Origin of the sequence: Candidatus Kaelpia aquatica (assembly GCA_030765335.1) — a bacterium.
Lineage (GTDB): Bacteria > Omnitrophota > Gorgyraeia > Kaelpiales > Kaelpiaceae > Kaelpia > Kaelpia aquatica.
In genome coordinates this window covers 1-18,530 of the sequence record JAVCCU010000006.1, presented here as the reverse complement: position 1 = coordinate 18,530, position 18,530 = coordinate 1, and the positions used below count along the sequence as shown (strand labels likewise).

General features: G+C 37.1%; 21 protein-coding genes. 6 read left to right on the top strand and 15 right to left on the bottom strand.

The window, feature by feature from the left end; genetic code table 11:
* From P9X27_00745 to P9X27_00730, 4 genes are read right to left on the bottom strand one after another with little or no spacing between them, the layout of a single operon-like run.
* Positions 1-519, bottom strand: coding sequence for a hypothetical protein (locus P9X27_00745; GenBank protein ID MDP8252917.1), 519 nt, complete (start codon positions 517-519; stop codon positions 1-3).
* An 11-nt stretch (positions 520-530) separates the two neighbouring features.
* Entirely contained in the window at positions 531-1,592 is a 1,062-nt protein-coding gene (locus tag P9X27_00740) for a mechanosensitive ion channel family protein (protein ID MDP8252916.1), read from the bottom strand.
* A 28-nt stretch (positions 1,593-1,620) separates the two neighbouring features.
* A complete protein-coding gene (locus P9X27_00735) occupies positions 1,621-1,983 on the bottom strand; it encodes a hypothetical protein (GenBank protein ID MDP8252915.1) in 363 nt (120 codons plus the stop codon).
* A gap of 9 nt (positions 1,984-1,992) precedes the next feature.
* Positions 1,993-2,409 (bottom strand): hypothetical protein, encoded by a 417-nt coding sequence (locus P9X27_00730; GenBank protein ID MDP8252914.1) that lies wholly within the window; start codon positions 2,407-2,409, stop codon positions 1,993-1,995.
* A 105-nt stretch (positions 2,410-2,514) separates the two neighbouring features.
* Between P9X27_00730 and P9X27_00725 the strand changes: the two genes are divergently transcribed.
* Complete coding sequence (locus P9X27_00725; GenBank protein MDP8252913.1) at positions 2,515-3,135, top strand: LysE family transporter; 621 nt, start codon at positions 2,515-2,517, stop codon at positions 3,133-3,135.
* Positions 3,136-3,150: 15 nt separating this feature from the next.
* Here P9X27_00725 and P9X27_00720 read toward each other — a convergent pair whose 3' ends face one another.
* The 5 genes from P9X27_00720 to P9X27_00700 all read right to left on the bottom strand — a co-directional run bounded on the left by P9X27_00720 (position 3,151) and on the right by P9X27_00700 (position 6,262).
* Positions 3,151-4,116, bottom strand: coding sequence for an ATP-binding protein (locus P9X27_00720; GenBank protein ID MDP8252912.1), 966 nt, complete (start codon positions 4,114-4,116; stop codon positions 3,151-3,153).
* A gap of 264 nt (positions 4,117-4,380) precedes the next feature.
* On the bottom strand, positions 4,381-4,836 hold the full coding sequence (locus tag P9X27_00715; protein MDP8252911.1) for a 4Fe-4S binding protein: 456 nt from the start codon (positions 4,834-4,836) through the stop codon (positions 4,381-4,383).
* Positions 4,836-5,300, bottom strand: coding sequence for a pyridoxamine 5'-phosphate oxidase family protein (locus P9X27_00710; GenBank protein ID MDP8252910.1), 465 nt, complete (start codon positions 5,298-5,300; stop codon positions 4,836-4,838). Before P9X27_00710 ends, P9X27_00715 begins: the two co-directional genes overlap by 1 nt.
* Positions 5,301-5,436: 136 nt before the next feature.
* Positions 5,437-5,838: an Rrf2 family transcriptional regulator gene (locus P9X27_00705; protein ID MDP8252909.1), complete on the bottom strand. Its 402-nt coding sequence runs from the start codon at positions 5,836-5,838 to the stop codon at positions 5,437-5,439.
* 217 nt (positions 5,839-6,055) lie between these two features.
* Positions 6,056-6,262, bottom strand: a complete 207-nt coding sequence (locus P9X27_00700) for a hypothetical protein (GenBank protein MDP8252908.1) — start codon at positions 6,260-6,262, stop codon at positions 6,056-6,058.
* A 100-nt stretch (positions 6,263-6,362) separates the two neighbouring features.
* Here P9X27_00700 and P9X27_00695 point away from each other — a divergent pair, with 100 nt between their 5' ends.
* Positions 6,363-7,595 carry a glucose-1-phosphate adenylyltransferase gene (locus P9X27_00695; protein ID MDP8252907.1) on the top strand — a complete coding sequence of 411 codons (1,233 nt, stop codon included), beginning with the start codon at positions 6,363-6,365 and terminating at the stop codon, positions 7,593-7,595.
* 137 nt (positions 7,596-7,732) lie between these two features.
* Here the strand turns inward: P9X27_00695 and P9X27_00690 are convergent, their stop codons facing one another.
* From P9X27_00690 to P9X27_00665, 6 genes are all read right to left on the bottom strand, one after another.
* On the bottom strand, positions 7,733-8,437 hold the full coding sequence (locus P9X27_00690; GenBank protein MDP8252906.1) for an ANTAR domain-containing protein: 705 nt from the start codon (positions 8,435-8,437) through the stop codon (positions 7,733-7,735).
* Positions 8,434-9,768, bottom strand: coding sequence for a glutamine synthetase family protein (locus P9X27_00685; GenBank protein ID MDP8252905.1), 1,335 nt, complete (start codon positions 9,766-9,768; stop codon positions 8,434-8,436). Before P9X27_00685 ends, P9X27_00690 begins: the two co-directional genes overlap by 4 nt.
* Before the next feature lie 125 nt (positions 9,769-9,893).
* A complete protein-coding gene (gene purL / locus P9X27_00680; GenBank protein MDP8252904.1) occupies positions 9,894-12,083 on the bottom strand; it encodes a phosphoribosylformylglycinamidine synthase subunit PurL in 2,190 nt (729 codons plus the stop codon).
* A 25-nt stretch (positions 12,084-12,108) separates the two neighbouring features.
* Positions 12,109-13,452: an NADP-specific glutamate dehydrogenase gene (gene gdhA / locus P9X27_00675; GenBank protein ID MDP8252903.1), complete on the bottom strand. Its 1,344-nt coding sequence runs from the start codon at positions 13,450-13,452 to the stop codon at positions 12,109-12,111.
* A gap of 16 nt (positions 13,453-13,468) precedes the next feature.
* Positions 13,469-14,884 carry an NADPH-dependent glutamate synthase gene (gene gltA, locus P9X27_00670; protein ID MDP8252902.1) on the bottom strand — a complete coding sequence of 472 codons (1,416 nt, stop codon included), beginning with the start codon at positions 14,882-14,884 and terminating at the stop codon, positions 13,469-13,471.
* Positions 14,881-15,708: a sulfide/dihydroorotate dehydrogenase-like FAD/NAD-binding protein gene (locus P9X27_00665; GenBank protein ID MDP8252901.1), complete on the bottom strand. Its 828-nt coding sequence runs from the start codon at positions 15,706-15,708 to the stop codon at positions 14,881-14,883. Before P9X27_00665 ends, gltA begins: the two co-directional genes overlap by 4 nt.
* 155 nt (positions 15,709-15,863) lie before the next feature.
* Here P9X27_00665 and P9X27_00660 point away from each other — a divergent pair, with 155 nt between their 5' ends.
* From P9X27_00660 to P9X27_00645, 4 genes are all read left to right on the top strand, one after another.
* On the top strand, positions 15,864-16,043 hold the full coding sequence (locus tag P9X27_00660) for a DUF5989 family protein (GenBank protein ID MDP8252900.1): 180 nt from the start codon (positions 15,864-15,866) through the stop codon (positions 16,041-16,043).
* Entirely contained in the window at positions 16,044-16,256 is a 213-nt protein-coding gene (locus P9X27_00655; GenBank protein MDP8252899.1) for a hypothetical protein, read from the top strand.
* Positions 16,256-18,037, top strand: coding sequence for a carbamoyltransferase (locus tag P9X27_00650; protein MDP8252898.1), 1,782 nt, complete (start codon positions 16,256-16,258; stop codon positions 18,035-18,037). The genes P9X27_00655 and P9X27_00650 overlap by 1 nt, the downstream gene beginning before the upstream one ends.
* The coding region (locus tag P9X27_00645; protein MDP8252897.1) for a hypothetical protein at positions 18,034-18,530 on the top strand (497 nt) is incomplete at its 3' end. The genes P9X27_00650 and P9X27_00645, both read left to right, overlap by 4 nt.

Sequence of the window (18,530 nt, the reverse complement as noted above, 5' to 3'; positions counted from 1 at the left end):
TCAATGCTTGGGCTTTTTTGCAGTTAACAACTTTAGCTGCATTAGCCCAAGCAGTCCTATTACAAAAAAAGATACCAAGACAATCCAAAAGCCCTCTTTTAATTTTATTTCATAAATAAGCTTATCCAAATCTAGGCCAACGATTCCATGCATTATAGTTAAAGATGCTCCAAGACCTGCTAAAGAGAGCAGGAAATTAAACAATCTGCTTCTCTTACAGCTCCCAGAGAATCTAATTATAAATACAGCAAATACCGGAACTAGCCACAGAAACCAACTCTTATGTGAAAACTCTCTTAATCCTGAGCTAAATAGCTTTGCTATGCTTAACATGAGACTAGAATTGCTGCCGTTGGCCTCAAGAGGAATATTAAAACCGCTTAGTTTTATAATAACTGCCCCTTCCCCTGTAAAAACTTTTTTAATAACTCCTGCCTGAACTTGTTCAACACTAAACCAAGGCAAGAAAAAAGATACGATGATTACAAAACTCATCAGAGAAAGAATAAGTCTATACATTAATTAGCTACTTAATCAGTGTTAGACTTATTGATATAGAGTGTCTGTGTAGGATAGGCAAACTCTATCCCTTTAATCTCAAACTCTTTAAATAGAGCCAGATTTATCTCCTGCTGTATATCCATATACTTATTGTAGTCACTTCCTACAACATAATAGACAACTTCAAAGACAAGATTGGAGTCGCCATAGGAGGAAAAATGCGTCCTGTCGAATATAGTATCCTCTACGCTCGCTACAATATTCTTTACAATATCGGGGATCTGCTGCAGCTTATCATAAGGCGTCTGATATATTATTCCAAACTGAAAGAGAACCCTTCTCTGCTCCATCCTCTTATAATTCTTTATTCTTGAATCTGTTAAGTCGGTATTTGAGAATATCAGCTGCTCTCCCCCAAGACTCCTTAGTCTGGTAGTCTTTGCGCCAATATACTCAACAGTACCCAAGAGATCACCAACTATTATAAAATCGCCCACCTCAAAAGGCCTATCAAATATAATAGAGAAATAACTGAAGAGATCTTTCAAGACAGCCTGAGCTGCAAGACCTATAGCTATACCGCCGACACCTAAGCCTGCAATAACAGCTGAGATCTTAAACCCAAGATTATCCATAAAAAATATGGCTGCAAAGGCCCAAACAAGAAACTTGGCAATCCTTAAGGTTGTATTAAGACTCTTCTCTAATGCTATATCCTGACCATGTTTTTTAAGATAATTTGTGAAACCATAAACAACCAAGAGGTTGACGAACCTTGCAATTGAAAACATCACAATTGCTAAAAATACCTTATTTACTGCTCCCTGCACCTGAACTGCTAAATTAAGAGCAGCTAAAGCAAAGTAGAGAAAAACTATATAGAGGAGAGGTAGAGCTACTTTTCCTATTACTAAAATTAAAAAATCATCAAATGTTGTCTTAGTCTTCTGAGCAAGATTTTCAAGGCGGTGCATAACAACAGCTTTAAAAACTCTTATAGTTATTACTCCGATTATAAGTATTACTAATGCTATTACGTAATCTAAAACACTGTTGCCTAAATACGCTCTATTTAATATTTCTCCTAGCACTTAATCCACCTCTTGTTTAAATGAGATTTTAGCACAAATATATTAACAGAATTCCCATTGCTAAATAGCAAGCTGCTATCCAAGGTATATTTTTACTGGTTTTACCTGCCCAATAATCTATATATCCATTCACTTTCTTAGGACCTAAAATAAAAACAATAATTCCACCAACTAGATAGAGCATGCCGAATATAAATATTAATAAATTCGTATCTGCAGAAGCTACAATAAACAACACACCAACTAACACTTTAATAATACCGGCCAGATAGATATTACTTCCTTTCTTCCAAAATTTAATAAAACTCTGAAGCCTTTTATTATCGATTAGAAAGATTACACCTAAGACGACTAGTAGTATGCCTAGAGCTTTAATCAAAAGGAGCGCCATTATTCCTCCTTACTTTATATATTCAGACTTGCTATCTATCAGAGTCACATCTTCAAGATCAGCTGTAAAACTATCTATCTCTTCGAATTCTGAAATCTCTTCTTCCTGCCACTTTATAACCAATCCCTGTATAGGTTTTGGCATATATGTCGGTGTTTCGCGTTCTTCGATTATTATTGCATCACCACCCATCTCAGCAGCCATATCCTTAAGACGCTCTAACATGTGGGCTCTATTTGTCGGTGTCACTCCAAATACAGTAACCTCTCCTAATTGAATATAAGAACCTCCGGGACTAAAAGAGAAGATCTCAATGTCGTCAACATCTGTAGGCGAAGAGTAGTCCTGACCATAGTGGACAGATTTATACGCAGCGCAGCCTTGAAGCATTAACAAGACCAAAAATAGATAGAATACTTTCTTCATTTTAAGCTCAATTTATTATAGTTTAGTCCAAATTTATTAAGTTAGCAACAATTATAATATTAACTTAAATTTGATAAATCAAACCTTAACTAGTAGAATCTAACCATGAACTATCTATCAATATTCTTAATATCTTTTGTTATAGCTTTATCTGGAGCTCTTGCCCCGGGACCTCTCCTTACAACCGTTATTGCAAAAAGTGCTCGTCATGGATTTAAAGCAGGACCGCTAATAATCTTAGGGCATGCTGTCTTAGAAGTCCTGATGATTATATTAATAGCACTTGGACTTTCAAATTTAATAAACCAGCCTTATGTAATAAAAATTATATCTATATTCGGAGCAGCTATACTCTTTCTATTTGGAATTAATATGCTTAAATCCATTAAAAATATCTCCCTAAAACTAGAGGCAGAAAAAAGTAAAAATAGCAACTTAGCCCTCTTAGGAATAACTATGAGCATCGCTAGCCCCTATTGGAGCATCTGGTGGCTAACCATAGGATTAGGGCTTGTCTTAGGAGCAGGAAAATTAGGCTTTACTGGGATTGGAGTATTTTTTGCAGGTCATATTATTGCCGATCTTATCTGGTACAGCATTGTCTCTCTAACAATAAGCAAGAGTAAGAGATTTATATCAGATAAAACATATAAGATAATAATATTTATCTGCGGATTGATCCTAATAGGATTTGGGATTTACTTCTCTATAACTATCTTCCGCTAACAATCAAAACTAATATTATATAGCCTCTATCGTTGACGGTGGTTTAGAAGTAATGTTGTAAGTAACACTTACGACACCCGAAACCTCTTTTGATATCCTATCTCCCAATCTCCTTAAGATATCAAAGGAAAGGTCTGTAGGAGTCCCGACTGTTGCATCGCGACTATCCCAACATCTAACTTCAATCTGAAGACCAAAGTCCCTCTTACCATCCCTCATACCGGTAACTCTATCTTTATGCAAAATAGCAAGGTATTGAAACGCACCTGAATCTTTTAACTCCTCTTCCACTATAACCGTAGCAGCTCTAACCACGCTAACACGGCTAGGTGTAACTTCACCGATAACTCGCGCTGCAAGAGCAGGACCTGGGAAAGGAGGCCTAGTATATATTTCTTGAGGCAGCCCTAGCTCTTTACCAACCTCTCTTACCGCCTCTTTTCTAAGTGCAACCAAAGGCTCCAACACCTTATAGCCAAAAGCCTTCTGGGGGTCTACGCCAAGCTGCTCTAAAATATTATGCTGTCTTTTGACTCCTGCTATTGTCTCTTCAACATCGGTATAATTTGTTCCATGAAGCAAAAACTTTGCTCCACTCTCCTTAACTATTCTACCAAAAACAGTCTTATAGAAAGTCTGGGTAATAGCTTCGCGCTTCTCTTCAGGATCCTCTAGCCCTGAGAGTGCACCAAAGAAATCATCCCCTGCGTCTACGAGCTCAACCTTAACCCCCATATTATTAAAAAGATTAACAATATATTCTGGCTCTCCCTGACGCATAAGACCTGAATCAATAAAGCATGTCTTTAGCTTATCCCCTAAAGCACGATGAGCAAGCATGGTAACTGCTGATGAGTCAACACCGCCAGACAATGCATTTATAGCTATGCCATCTCCTATCACACTCTTAAGATCCTCCATCTTTTCTTTAATAAAACTTTCAACATTTAAATCATCCATTGTAATCTCTTTAAGATTCATCTAAATCCTCCTTTTTTTAACGTCTACCATTCAACTTTATTTAAACTATTTTAAATACCATGCTAATTATGTCAAGCTTAGATTGTAGATAATTTGCAAATATATAATCTTATAATCTATTTTCTATCACATTAGAGCAGGAAAATTAAATTTCTCTAAAACACCTTAACAATATCAATAATTATAGACACTACCATATTCAAGTTCTTGACAAATTCAATCTAAAATAGAACGATAGATTCCATTAAATCAACACTAAAAAAACTACATTCCAATCTTACTTATCTTGTCCTGCAATGTACCCATTGGGCAGATACTGCACCACGCTCTTGGTTTTGTAATAACAGCCATAATAATTGCTATTACGGTAGTAATGAGACAGATCGAGACAAAAACAGCCCCGATAGCTAAAATATCCCCACCTGCATTTATCATACAGTATACAGCAATAGAGATAAAAATAAATAGAATAACCAAACGAAACCATTGTTTTGTAAATAATTTTGGAATCGGTTTTTTACGGCTTACTTTAGACATAACGCCATCCAAGAATGCTCCTCGCGGACAGATATTCCAACACCAGTATCTTTTTTTAAAAAATGAAAGCGTTAATAAAGCAACCATCATCGCTACGACAAGATAGCCTAGGAGAGGATAAAATAAACCTCCAACTACAATGATGGGCAAAAACCAAATCATTATCTTTTGAGTCCTCTTCATTAGATTTTCTCCCTTTTAAGTTCTCCGGTAGGACCTATCTCTACTATCTCCTCAACTTTGACTTTAAAGATAACCACTTTTTTAGAAAAAACTATTTCAAAACTATCATGTATCTTCTCACTCTTTAATCCTTCAATAATCCTATCTACTGATAATCTTTTTATTTTCTCTCTGAGCTCTTTAGTAAGTTTATCATATTCTGTGCCGCTCTCTAAAATCTCTCCCTCTCCGTTTATTTGATAACCATTGAGAGTGTCAAAATTCATAGCAGGAAGTGAGACTCTAGGATTAATTCTTAGGTTATCGTAAGTTCTTCCTATTATATAATCTATTAAATATATTAAATTTCCAACATATTTTAATAAAAATTTAGGTGCAACATTAGGGCGTCCTTTAAAATCGCAGCTTGCAACATCAATAAATGTTACATTCTGAAACAACTCTTTTAACTTAGCCTCTATCATAATAAACTCTACACAGTCTAAAATAAAAAAAGCCCGACTTCCACCCCAGAGCCGGGCAAATTCACCATTTTATGACTACATTTTCCAATCATTATTATCTCTTAAGTTACAGGCCTCTGTCAAACAGAAAATAGATTTAATTATCCAATATAGAGGCTACTGTTATTGAGTTAAAATCTCTTAAAAGACCTCTCTCTATTTTATCAATCTTCTTTTTAAGATTGCATTTTTTTATCTTAGGGCACTTGTCTTTGTTAAGCTTATGTTCTGCAAGAACAAGACTGCCTTGAAATATCTCCATTATATCTATAAAGTTTATCTTTTTAGGATCTCTCGAGAGAACAAATCCCCCGCCTTTACCCTTATATGATTTTATAATATTTTTCCTGCTTAACACCTGGAGTATCTTTCTTAAAAAATGATGAGAAACATTAGTCTCAGATGCAATATCATCTACAGATAAAATCTTACCGGACTCCTGCGCCATCACACAAAGCGCCCTCATTGCATAATCACTATCTCTAGTTATCAGTTTCATAAAACAGCAGGCAGTTTAATGTCGTGCCCAGGACAATGTACTACAGCCTTCTTTACAATGAGCAACTGCTCTGAGCATATACTTTACGGCTATGTCCATAAAGCACCTCCTTTAAATTATTGAACCACATCGTTCTCCTAGATTCCAGTATATTTTTAAACAAATAGAGCTTTATTTGACTCCTTTTTATAAAGGATACCACTTTAGTATCATTATGTCAAATAAAAAATAGTTCTAAAGACCTAAAAGCTCTTGAGCGTTTTTGTAGAATATTCTCTCTAAACTTCTTTACTATTTCAGGCTCTAAATAACGAAAGAAATAAGATGTGTCGAGATAGATATCCGTTCCCAAAAGATATCTCTCTACATTATCCCAAAGTTTAAATCCTCCGAAATGTATCGTTATTATTTTTAGCAAATCCATATAAATTTTGACTAATTCCAAAGTGCTTATAACATCTTAAAAAAAATAAATTAATAATTAATTATTGAAGATATCTCTCTTTCAAGCTAATATGTTTTAGATGAAAGATATACTCTGTCTTATACTAGGCGGCGGAAGAGGAGCAAGATTATATCCTCTTACCAAATATAGAGCAAAACCTGCTGTGCCTCTCATTGGCAAATACCGCCTCGTAGATATCCCGATAAGCAACTGTCTCAATTCTGGTTTAAATAGAATATGGATATTAACTCAATTTAATTCTGCCTCTTTAAATAAGCATATAGCAAGAACTTACAAATTAGGTTATTACTCACAAGGCTTTGTGGATATATTAGCAGCAGCGCAATCGGCAGATGAGAGCAACTGGTTTCAAGGTTCAGCCGATGCTGTAAGAAAATGCCTTAAACATTTCAATGACCCCAGAATAAAACATATTCTAGTACTATCAGGTGATCAGCTTTATAAGATGGATTTTGAATATTTGATAAACTTTCACATTGAAAAAAAGTCAGAACTTACTATTGCCTGCAATCCAGTGCCTAGAGAAGATACGCCAGACCTTGGAATCATGGCAACTGATAAACACTATAGAATAAAAAACTTCATAGAAAAACCAACAGATGAACAAGAGATAGAAAAACTATCTTTAAATATTGACGGTCAAGAGAGATTCTTAGCTTCAATGGGAATATATCTTTTCCAAAAAGATGTTCTATTTGAGCTGCTATCAAATAGCAGCGATAAATTTGATTTTGGCAAAGAGATTATACCAGATGCTATAGGAGATAAAGAAACATACGCCTATATACATAACGGTTACTGGAAAGATATTGGGACAGTAAAATCTTTTTACAACGAAAGTCTTGCCTTTACAATAGATATGCCCCCTTTGAATCTCTTTGATGAAGAGTGGCCGTTCTACACAAGACCCCGCTATCTGCCTTTATCAAAAATAAATGACAGCGAGATATCACATTCTATAATTGCAGAAGGAACTATAATCAAAAAAGCAAAGATATCGCATTCTATAGTAGGCCTGCGAAGCTTTATAGAGGACGGCGTAGTAATAGAAGACTCCATAATCATGGGCAACGACTTTTATGATATAAACACAAGCGACTCAGCTGTAGGAATAGGGAAAAACTGCCAAATAAAAAAAGCAATAATAGATAAGAACGTTAAGCTAGGTTCAGGAGTGAAAATAATTAATAAAAACAATATTCAAGAAGCAGAGAATGAGTACTACGTAATAAAAGATGGTATCACAGTTATATTAAAGAATACAGTAGTACCCGATAATACAGTAATCTAATCTTAGTTAAATCCAGCTCACGCTGCCGTTTTATTTCTACATCACTTAACAAAACATAACATTACCTTAACAATTTAAGCAGAGGATTTTTACTACTTATACCAATTTACATATAGAATACTGTACATAAATTGGTATTAACTTTTTTTAGATTTTCTTATACCGTAAGATAATATTATAGCTTCAGCTATATTCTTCATAGAGACTCTTTTATCCATACTGGAGTTACGCATCAGTCTAAATGCTTCATCCTCATCGAGATTCTGCTCCTTCATCAATATTCCTTTTGCACGTTCAATCTTTTTGCGTGCATCGAGTTCAGCTTGAACAAGCTGCGTCTTTATTAGAAGCTCTGTATTCTCAATTGCAACAGCAGCCTGATTGGCTACAGTAGTCAGAAGCAGGATATCGCTTTTGCTAAACTTATAAATCTCAGTAGTATATAGGTTTATAACCCCTATCAGATTATTTTTAACCATCATGGGGACACTCAGCATAGATACAAGGCCTTCCTCTTTGGCTAATTTCTTCTCTTTAAATACTTTGTCTTTTAAAACATTTTCTACAATCTTTGGCTTCTTGCTTTTAGCCACAAAACCTACTATGCCCTCTCCTACCTTAAGAGTTCTCTCTTTTAAATAGAGTTCACTCAAGACCTGAGTAGCGCATATTCTAAGCTCATCCGTATCTTTTTCTAACAACCATAAAGAACAGATCTTAGCTCCCATAACATCAGCAGTTAGAGTAACAATTAGTTTTAAGACATCCTCTAGATATAGATCGGATGTTATAGCTTTGCTTATCTTGCTTAAAGTCTCAACGTGTTTTTTATAGGCCCTCATAAAACAGGCAGATATGTATCTATCTCATAATCATGGACACGCTTTCTGTACTCGTCCCATTCAATCTTCTTAGCCATCATTAAATTGGAGAAGACGTGCTCACCTAAGGTCTCACGCAAAAGCTCACTATTTTCAGCAATCTCAATCGCCTCTATCAAGCTACCAGGTAGACATTCAACACCAATCTCTTTCATCTCTTCGGTAGTTAAACGATAGACATCTTTCTCGAGAGGCTCTTGGAGCGGATAGTTATTCTTCATACCTTTTAATCCTGCTGACAGCATAGAGGCAAAAGCAAGATAGGGGTTGCAAGCTGGATCCGGCGAACGAAACTCAATACGCGTCGCCTTCTCTTCTCCAGGCTTATACATCGGGACCCGGACTAAAGAAGAACGGTTACAGTGGGCCCAACAAATATAGACGGGGGCCTCATAGCCTGGAACAAGTCTTTTGTAAGAGTTGACCCACTGGTTACAGACAAGGGTAATCTCTTTAGCATGCTTTAAAATACCGGCTATATAACACTTGGCTTCTTTTGAAAGATGGTTTTCATCTTCTTTGTCGAAGAAAATATTTCTATCTTCTTTAAATAAAGACTGATGCACATGCATGCCAGAACCATTCACACCAAATATAGGCTTAGGCATAAAAGTAGCATAGAAGCCGTGTTTTTGAGCAATCTCTTTTACAACCATGCGATATACCATAACTATATCAGCCATAGCTAAAGCATCTTTATAGCGCAAGTCTATTTCATGCTGAGAAGGCGCTACCTCGTGGTGGCAATATTCTACGTGAATCCCCATCTCTTCAAGCGTTAAGATAATTTCACGCCTTACCTCATTACCGGCATCCAAAGTTGTAATATCAAAGTAACCCCCTTCATCTAGAACCTCTGTACCTTTTTCGTCTTTAAATATAAAGAACTCCAATTCAGGTCCTATGTTAAAGAGATAGCCAAGATTCTCTGCCTTCTCTAAAGTCTTCTTCAAAATATATCTTGGATCTCCTTGATAAGGAGTTTTGTCTGGATTTAATATATCGCATAACATCCCGGCAACTGCTTTTTCTCTGGGTCGATACGGCAGTATCGCAAAGGTAGAGGGGTCAGGCAAAGCAACCATATCAGACTCATCTATACGTGCAAAACCCTTAATGGATGAACCATCAAAACCCATACCATCTTCAAGAGCATCGGAGAGCTCTTCGCGTGTTATAGTAAGCCCCTTCATCTGGCCAGTTATATCGGAAAACCATAAGCGTATAAACTTAACGTCTTTCTCTCTAACCAACCTTAAAACCTCTGATTTATTTAGTCTTTTACCTGACATATATTAACCTCCTTTTACTTCAATAATTTTAAACCAGATAGATTTATTAAGCAAGTTGATTTAAGATAATAAAAAGCCAGGGATCTTCTTCAAGTAATCCCTGGCTTCGTTATCACTTATAATTCTTATTTTATAAAACTCTCTTTCCAAACCTTATTCAGCTTAGAGAGTTCTAGGTCTAACAATTTCTTACCATTCTTTACTATCCTAAGTCTTGATCCTCCTGTAGATCCTATGATCTTAGAAGGAACCCCTGCTTCCTTTGATTCAGATAAAACTCTATCAATATCTTTGGACTTACAAGAGACAACTACTCTAGATTGAGTCTCTGAGAAGAGAAGCACGTCGTCTCTTAAGTTAGAATTAATTTCAATAGCGGCACCCATCTTTTTGCTGCCTGAAATACAGGACTCTGCTATAGCAATAGCCAGCCCACCTTCAGAACAGTCATGCGCTGAGAGTAAGATATTTTTCTCTATCAACGATAGAACTATTCTATGAAGTTTTTTCTCTGAACCAAGATTGATAGACGGAGTCTTGCCTATCTTTTTACCATGGATAGTCTTTAAGTATTCACTGCCGCCTAACTCATTCTTGGTATTACCCAAAAGAATAATCACATTATCTGATGATTTAAATTCCTGCGTCATCGGTTTTACGCCCTTATCAATGACTCCAACCATACCAATTAAGAGTGAAGGATCGATTGAGCCTTTAGGATTTTCATTGTTAAAACTCACATTACCGCTAACAATAGGAATCCCGAATTCTTTTGCTGCCTTACTCATTCCTATAACAGACTGCCTAAACTGCCAGTAGACACCTTCATTATAAGGACTACCGTAATTTAAACCATCTGTTATACCTAAAGGACGAGCACCGCTAACAGCAAGGTTGCGCGCAGCTTCAGCAACAGCAATCTGGCCGCCTTTATTAGGGTCAAGAAAAGTATAAGTTGAATTACCATCTACAGTTACAGCTATCTTTTTACTAGTCCCTTTAACAGATAACACTGCAGCGTCTGAACCAGGCCCAACATTGATATACTTTGCAGATGTCTTAGATGTTTTATATAACGACTCTTTACTTCTGATTGTTGGAGCCTTAAGAAGCTTTAATAGCGCAGTGCCTAAGCTCTTAGGCTGCTCAATCTGATCCAAATTAAACTTTGAAATCTTATCCAAAGATGCAGGTTTTTTAAACTTTCTGGTATAGATAGGAGCTTCAACGAGTGCTGCAGGAGTAACTTCAGCTACAACCTTATCCCCCTCTTTGACTCGCAATACCTTTTCTTTTATGACTTTACCGATAAGATCACAAGGCACACCCCATCTTTTTAAAATAGCCTCTACCTTTGGCAAGTCCTTTGGTTTTACAATCACAAGCATCCTCTCTTGAGATTCAGAAAGCATAACTTCATATGCCGTCATCTTGCTCTCACTTCTTGGTACAGAGAGTAAATCTATCTCCATACCCATAGAGGCTTTGTAGGCTGTCTCAGAAGTAGAACAAGTCAATCCAGCCGCTCCCATATCCTGCATTCCTATTACTAGTTTCTTCTTTATAAGCTCAAGGCATGCTTCGCACAAAATCTTACCCATTTTAGGATCTCCGATAGCAACCGCGCTGCTCTTCTTTGAGGTCTTCTCGGTAAGCCCCGTAGAAGCCATTGCTGCACCTTCGACTCCGTCGCGACCTGTAGCACGTCCAATGATAAGGACAAGCGAGCCTATACCTTTAGCCAAAGCCGTGACAATATCTTTATGCTTTACAACTCCTACTGTAAAAGCATTTACGAGAGGGTTACCCTCATAAGACTCATCAAAATATATCTCACCACCTACAACAGGCATATCTACTTTGTTAGCATAATCAACAAAACCTTTAGCGATATTCTTAAGCAGATATTGCGTACGCGGCTTTTCTAAATTACCTAATCTTAAAGAGCCTAAAAGGGCAATCGGCCTTGCTCCCATAGTAAAGACATCCCTTAAACACCCTCCCCCCCCTGTTGCCGCAGCCTCATAAGGTTCAATTGCAGAAGGATGGTTATGAGACTCAATCTTTATAGCTATACCTATCTCATCGCCCATATCAACAACTCCAGAATTTTCACCCGGACCCTGAAGAACATTCTTCCCTTTAGTGGGCATAAACTTAAATACCTTCTTAGAGTTTTTATATGAACAGTGTTCACTCCACATAGCAGAGAACATACCAAGCTCAGTATAGTTTGGCTCCCTATTCATAACCTTCTTTATCATCTCATACTCTTGATAACTCAACCCCATCTCTTTAACAATATCTTTTTTCACTTCACTCTCCTTAAATATTAGCCGATTAAACAAGTCCTTGAGCCATCATTGCGCGGGCAACCTTCAAGAACCCTGCAATGTTTGCACCGTTAACAAGATTTCCAGGTGTACCATACTCTTCGGCTGCTGCTCTTGCCGATTCGTGTATATCAACCATTATCTGATGCAGCTTCTTATCCACATCCTCAAAGCCCCAGCCTAATCTCTGAGAGTTTTGAGCCATCTCTAGCCCTGATACTGCAACTCCGCCTGCATTAGCTGCTTTTCCCGGACCAAAAGAGACTTTATTCTTTAAGAACAGCTCAACAGCTTCGGGAGTAGATGGCATATTAGCACCCTCTGCAACTGCAATACAGCCGTTTTTAATAAGTGCCTCAGCACCTTTTTTATCAAGCTCATTCTGAGTTGCAGAAGGAAGAGCTACGTCGCATTTGATATTCCAGATACCGCTGCAGCCCTCGTGAAATTCTGCTGATTTATGCTCATTAACATACTCTTTAATTCTCTTACGCTCAACCTCTTTAAGCTGTCTTACTGTATCAAGATTAATACCATTCTTATCATAGATAAACCCATTAGAGTCAGATAATGCAACTACTTTAGCACCCAACTCCTGAGCTTTCTCAGCAGCATAGATAGCAACATTTCCAGACCCCGATATAACAACAGTCTTACCTTCAAAAGATGTACCTCTATCTTTTAACATCTCCTGACAGAAATAGACGCACCCGTAACCTGTTGCTTCAGTTCTAACTAAAGAACCGCCAAAATCAAGACCTTTACCTGTTAAGACACCGCTAAAGAGCTTGGTAAGCCTCTTCCATTGCCCAAACATATATCCTACTTCACGGCCTCCAACACCAATATCGCCGGCTGGAACATCAGTATCAGCACCGATATGACGAGAAAGCTCACTCATAAAGCTCTGGCAAAATCTCATAACTTCAGAATCAGATTTACCTTTAGGATCAAAATCAGAACCGCCTTTTCCCCCGCCCATCATAAGCCCAGTAAGAGAGTTTTTAAAAATCTGCTCAAAACCTAAAAATTTAATTATACCGACATAGACTGAGGGATGAAACCTAATCCCGCCTTTATATGGTCCTAGGGCAGAGTTAAACTGGACTCTAAAAGCTCTATTAACATTCATCTTACCCTTATCATCCTGCCAGGGTACGCGAAATATGATCTGACGTTCCGGTTCAACTATTCTCTCTAAGAGCGCAGCATCTTCAAGTTCAGGATGCTTATCGACTACAGGGATAAGAGATTCTAAAACTTCAGTCACAGCCTGATGAAACTCTACTTCTCCTGGATTTCTCTTCTTTACTGTTTCTAAAACACTCACTACATAATCTTTGCCTGACATTTTTAGCCTCCTTTAATTATCTGTCATTTAAATATTCGGCTATAAACTTAGCGGCTCTCTTAGCCATGCCCATAGCTTCAATAACCGTCCCCTCTCCTCCCACAATATCGCCCCCTGCATAAACACTGGGGATTGAAGTCTCCATAGTCTCTGCATTTACAATAATATCTTTATACTTATCTAACTCAAGCTCAGGTGTTAAGGATGTTAAAACCTGATTCGCACTTAATCCTATTGCTATAACTGCAACATCGCAGTCAAGCTCAAACTCACTACCCTTTATAGGGCGAGGTCTTCTTCGACCAGATTTATCAGGCTCTCCAAGCTCACACCTTAGAGACTCTATCTTCTCAACATAGCTATCTTTATTACCCATGAATCCGACAGGCTGAATCAAAAATTCAAATTTTACCCCCTCTTCTTTAGCATGCTCTATCTCAAGACGCCTTGCAGGCATCTCAAGTTCTGTTCTTCTGTATACTATAGTAGTATTGGGCTCTATATTATTTAATTTTTGAAGACGTAAGGCAACACGAGCTGAATCTATTGCAACATTGCCTCCGCCAACAACTACCATATGACGCCCCACGTTGACAGGCGTATGAAACTCAGGAAATTTATAAGCATTCATAAGATTGACACGGGTTAAAAACTCATTGGCTGAATAAACATTGCATAGATTCTCGCCTTCTATGCCCAGGAAAGATGGTGTACCAGCACCTAGGCCCAAAAATACCGCATCAAAACCTTCTTTCAAAAGCTCATCCAAGGACTTAATCTTTCCTATCATATAGTTGGGTTTAAACTCAACACCCATATTCTTAAGAGAGTTGATCTCATAATCCAATATATCTCGCGGTAATCTAAAAGGCGGAATTCCATATTGAAGGACTCCCCCCGTCTTATGAAGAGTCTCATAAATAACAACTTTAACTCCCCCGCGTGCTAACTCTCCAGCACAGCATATCCCAGCCGGGCCCGAGCCAACAACTGCCACCTTATATCTAGCAAGACTCTTACCTTTGCTATCTGAAGATATGCTCTCTCTGGCCCCATAATCACCTATAAACCGCTCTAAGAAATGAATATTTATTGCATTCTCTGATGCAAAAGGTTCGTTTTTCTTAGTTAAGATACAGGCTTTTCTACATTGATACTCTGCAGGACAGACCCTACCGCAAATAGAAGGGAAATTATTTTTCTCTCTTATTGTAAGATGTGCTCCTTTATAATCTCTATCCTGAATCTGTTTAATGAATTTTTTTATATCTATTCCAACAGGACAGCCCTCTATGCAGACTGGGCTCTTACACTGAAGACACCTAGAGGCTTCTTCTACAGCTTGATCTTCAGTATAGCCTTGAATAACCTCATCAAAATTACTTACTCTCTCTTTTTGGTCTAACTCTTTGACTCTTACAGCTTCTTTCATAACCTATTTAAGTTGCAGATATGCTTTTCTTTATCCGCGTAAACATTATTTCTTGTCTTTAAAGTACTCCAATCAACATGGTGAGCATCGAATTCAGGCCCATCCACACAGGCAAACTTTACCTCCCCATTTATATTTACTCGGCACCCGCCGCACATGCCAGATGCATCCACCATTAAAGAGTTTAACGATACTAGAGTCTTGACTTCATAGCCCTTTGTAACATCCGCTACTTTTTCCATCATCGGAATAGGACCCACTGCATAAACTATGTCAACTCTTTCTTTATCTAAAAACTCCCTTAGAACACCTGTGGTAAAACCTTTAATACTATAACTTCCATCATCGGTGGTTACAAATAGTGCATCTGATACCTCTCTAAGTTCATCTTCCAATATAAGCAGCTCTTTAGTCCGGGCACCTATAATCACCTTGACCTTATTTCCTGCTTCTTTAAGTGTTTTTGCAACCGGATAAATCTCAGCAATTCCCACCCCTCCTGCAACAAGTATAACCGAACCGTAGTTTTTGATTTCAGTTGCATGGCCTAAGGGGCCCATTACAGAATACAGGTAATCACCGACATTGAGTTTACCAAGCAGTTTGGTAGAGAATCCTATCTCTTGAAATATAAGTGTAATCGTGCCGCGCGCTCTATCAGCATCTACAACAGTCAGAGGTATTCTCTCGCTTTCTTCTTTAACCATCAGAACAACAAAGTTTCCAGCCAAAGCCTTCTGAGCCAAATCAACAGCCTCAACTTCAATACGCGTAATACGTATGCCTTCAAAATCCGATAATATCTCTTTAGCTAATATCTTCATATTTAGTTTAAAATAAAAAAAACGCCCACTATTTCTAGCGGACGCCCTTGTCCTTACGACTTATAAATCATAGCATACTATCATTGACTGTCAACTTTTTTTATATTTTTGGATAAAACTCTGTTCTTTCCCGAAAAAGTTGATAAAATTATACTATGCAACTAATTAAAAAAATAGCTTCTAAGCTAGGAGTGGTAAAAGAACTTTTTTCATTTCTCTGGGCAAATAAGCTCTGGTGGATGACTCCAATTGTAGTAATATTTCTATTGCTCGGACTGTTTATTTGGCTGGCACAATCTTCCGCCGTTGTTCCTTTCATATATGCTCTTTTTTAAATGAGAAAATTCTTTAAGAAAATCCATAGCTTGATTCAGGGAGCTATCTCTCTGGTTATAGACTTATTACTATTTCTAAGCTACTTTATAGTAATTACCCCTTTTGCAATATTGATTAAAGTGTTTAAAGATTATTTAGGCTTAAAGCAACCGCCTCAATGGAAAAAAGAAAATAAGATAACTGACATCTCTCTATTTCTTAAAAAACAATAATGTATATACTCGGGTTAAGCTGTCACTATCATGACTCTTCAGCTGTATTAATTAAAGACGGAGATATAATAGCAGCGTCAAATGAAGAAAGGTTCTCTCACATAAAACACGATTTTTCATTTCCTGAAAATGCTATTCGATTCTGCCTTGATTATGCAAATATTGATTCAAAAGATTTAGACTATGTTGTCTTTCATGAAAAACCATTTATTAAATTTGAACGTATTCTAAAGACAATACTCGCAACGTATCCAAAGTCAGCTAAACTATTCTCTGATTTTTCCAAAAACTGGCTCAAGGAAAAACTCTGGATTAAATCCACAATCACTGATTTTCTTGATATACCTAAAGAAAAAGTATTATTCTCCCAGCATCACCTCTCACATGCTGCATCCAGCTTCTTTTGTTCTCCATTCACAGAAGCAGCTATCCTAACAGTTGACGGAGTTGGAGAGTGGGCAACAACAACCCTAGGTACAGGAGAGAGCAGCTTTGCAGAGGATAATAAAAATAATATAACTTTATTAAAAAAAACAGATTTTCCTCATTCAATAGGACTACTCTACTCTGTATTTACAGCTTTTCTTGGTTTTAAAGTAAATAATGGTGAATACAAAGTTATGGGTATGAGTGCTTATGGAGAACCTAAATATCAAGACAAGATATATAAATTAATTGATCTAAACGAAGATGGGAGTTTCAAATTAAACATGAAATATTTCTCATACCATTATTCAACAAAATATAGTTTTAACAGACGCTTCATAAAGCTATTTGGAGAACCGAGGGAGAGAGAGCGAAGGTTCGTCTTGAAAAAAGATGACTCCTCCTATAGTGAAGAACCTATAGCAGATAAGGAGATAGAAGAGAATAGATATTTTGCTGATATCGCAGCAAGTATTCAAAAAGTAACAGAGGATATTTTAATAAAAATCGCAAATCATCTTCACGATATAACAAAACTAAACAAGCTCTGCTTAGCAGGCGGAGTATCTTTAAACTGCGTTGCAAATTCTAAAATACTTGAGAATACACCTTTTGATGAGATATACATCCAACCTGCAGCAGGTGATTCTGGCGCCGCCTTAGGGGCAGCTCTATACGTTTGGCACTGCTTAAAAAACAAAAAAAGAGAGCATGTTTTAACAAACCCTTATTTAGGCAAAGAGTACACCGATGAAGAGATAGAGGTTTTTCTTAGAGATAATGACATAGATTATAAAAAATATGATAACGAAACAGAACTTCTAGACTACATAGCCGATGCCGTAATAGAACAAAAGATAGTAGGTTATTTTCAAGGAAGATTCGAATGGGGTCCACGTGCCCTAGGTAATCGCTCAATCTTAGCTGACCCCAGAAGCTCTAATATGAAAAAAATACTGAATGCCAAAATAAAATTCCGTGAACCGTTCAGACCCTTTGCTCCTTCAGTGCTAGCTGAAGAAGCAAGCAGCTTCTTTGACATTGATAAGATATCAGAGAGATCACCTTTAAAATTTATGCTCTATACCGTAGCTGTCAAAAAGAGAGATCTAATACCAGCTGTAACTCATACAAACGGAATGAGCAGGATCCAGCTCCTAGAAGAAAAAGATAACCCTCGGTACTATTCTCTAATTAAGAACTTCTATGCTAAGACAGGGATCCCGCTCTTAATTAACACCTCTTTCAATCTTAGAGGAGAGCCCATCGTTAATTCGCTTAAAGATGTCTATTCTACTTTCTTAAGAAGCGGCATAGACGTATTGATATTAAAAAACAATATTTTAGAAAAATGAGTATTAAAACATTTCACAAAAAATTAATTCTATCTTTCTTAACACCAATTTTATTTTTTGGTTTTTTAGAATTGGCATTAAGAATGTTCCATGTTGAAGTTAACACTGGAGAAGGACCGATTCAGAAAAAAGTATCTTTTTTTAATTTCAGATTAATTGACGGTAAAAAAAAACCTATTGACCGAGATCGTTACATAGAGACAGGGCCTAAAGTAGCTCCTATTGATTCTAATAGTTATAGATGTTCTTATACCAAATACAATAAGCAATTAAACGAATACAGGATTATAACTTTAGGAGATAGTTCTACTTATGGGGCTGGGGTAGAGAGCGAAGAATCTTTTCCTTTCCTGCTTGAAAATAATTTAAACAGTTCCGATATTAAAAAAGAATTTAAAATATTTAATTTCGGCTATCCAGGATATTCTTCTCTTCAAGGATTGCTTTTCCTAAAAAAATATATAGCACAACTTAAACCCGATTGCGTTATTGT

Excerpts from the sequence above, each read along its gene's own strand:
- P9X27_00745 (MDP8252917.1), bottom strand. The coding sequence starts at position 519 with ATGTATAGACTTATTCTTTCTCTGATGAGTTTTGTAATCATCGTATCT.
- P9X27_00735 (MDP8252915.1), bottom strand. The coding sequence starts at position 1,983 with ATGGCGCTCCTTTTGATTAAAGCTCTAGGCATACTACTAGTCGTCTTA.
- P9X27_00730 (MDP8252914.1), bottom strand. The coding sequence starts at position 2,409 with ATGAAGAAAGTATTCTATCTATTTTTGGTCTTGTTAATGCTTCAAGGC.
- P9X27_00725 (MDP8252913.1), top strand. The coding sequence starts at position 2,515 with ATGAACTATCTATCAATATTCTTAATATCTTTTGTTATAGCTTTATCT.
- P9X27_00720 (MDP8252912.1), bottom strand. The coding sequence starts at position 4,116 with ATGAATCTTAAAGAGATTACAATGGATGATTTAAATGTTGAAAGTTTT.
- P9X27_00715 (MDP8252911.1), bottom strand. The coding sequence starts at position 4,836 with ATGAAGAGGACTCAAAAGATAATGATTTGGTTTTTGCCCATCATTGTA.
- P9X27_00710 (MDP8252910.1), bottom strand. The coding sequence starts at position 5,300 with ATGATAGAGGCTAAGTTAAAAGAGTTGTTTCAGAATGTAACATTTATT.
- P9X27_00705 (MDP8252909.1), bottom strand. The coding sequence starts at position 5,838 with ATGAAACTGATAACTAGAGATAGTGATTATGCAATGAGGGCGCTTTGT.
- P9X27_00700 (MDP8252908.1), bottom strand. The coding sequence starts at position 6,262 with ATGGATTTGCTAAAAATAATAACGATACATTTCGGAGGATTTAAACTT.
- P9X27_00695 (MDP8252907.1), top strand. The coding sequence starts at position 6,363 with ATGAAAGATATACTCTGTCTTATACTAGGCGGCGGAAGAGGAGCAAGA.
- P9X27_00690 (MDP8252906.1), bottom strand. The coding sequence starts at position 8,437 with ATGAGGGCCTATAAAAAACACGTTGAGACTTTAAGCAAGATAAGCAAA.
- P9X27_00685 (MDP8252905.1), bottom strand. The coding sequence starts at position 9,768 with ATGTCAGGTAAAAGACTAAATAAATCAGAGGTTTTAAGGTTGGTTAGA.
- gdhA (MDP8252903.1), bottom strand. The coding sequence starts at position 13,452 with ATGTCAGGCAAAGATTATGTAGTGAGTGTTTTAGAAACAGTAAAGAAG.
- gltA (MDP8252902.1), bottom strand. The coding sequence starts at position 14,884 with ATGAAAGAAGCTGTAAGAGTCAAAGAGTTAGACCAAAAAGAGAGAGTA.
- P9X27_00665 (MDP8252901.1), bottom strand. The coding sequence starts at position 15,708 with ATGAAGATATTAGCTAAAGAGATATTATCGGATTTTGAAGGCATACGT.
- P9X27_00660 (MDP8252900.1), top strand. The coding sequence starts at position 15,864 with ATGCAACTAATTAAAAAAATAGCTTCTAAGCTAGGAGTGGTAAAAGAA.
- P9X27_00655 (MDP8252899.1), top strand. The coding sequence starts at position 16,044 with ATGAGAAAATTCTTTAAGAAAATCCATAGCTTGATTCAGGGAGCTATC.
- P9X27_00650 (MDP8252898.1), top strand. The coding sequence starts at position 16,256 with ATGTATATACTCGGGTTAAGCTGTCACTATCATGACTCTTCAGCTGTA.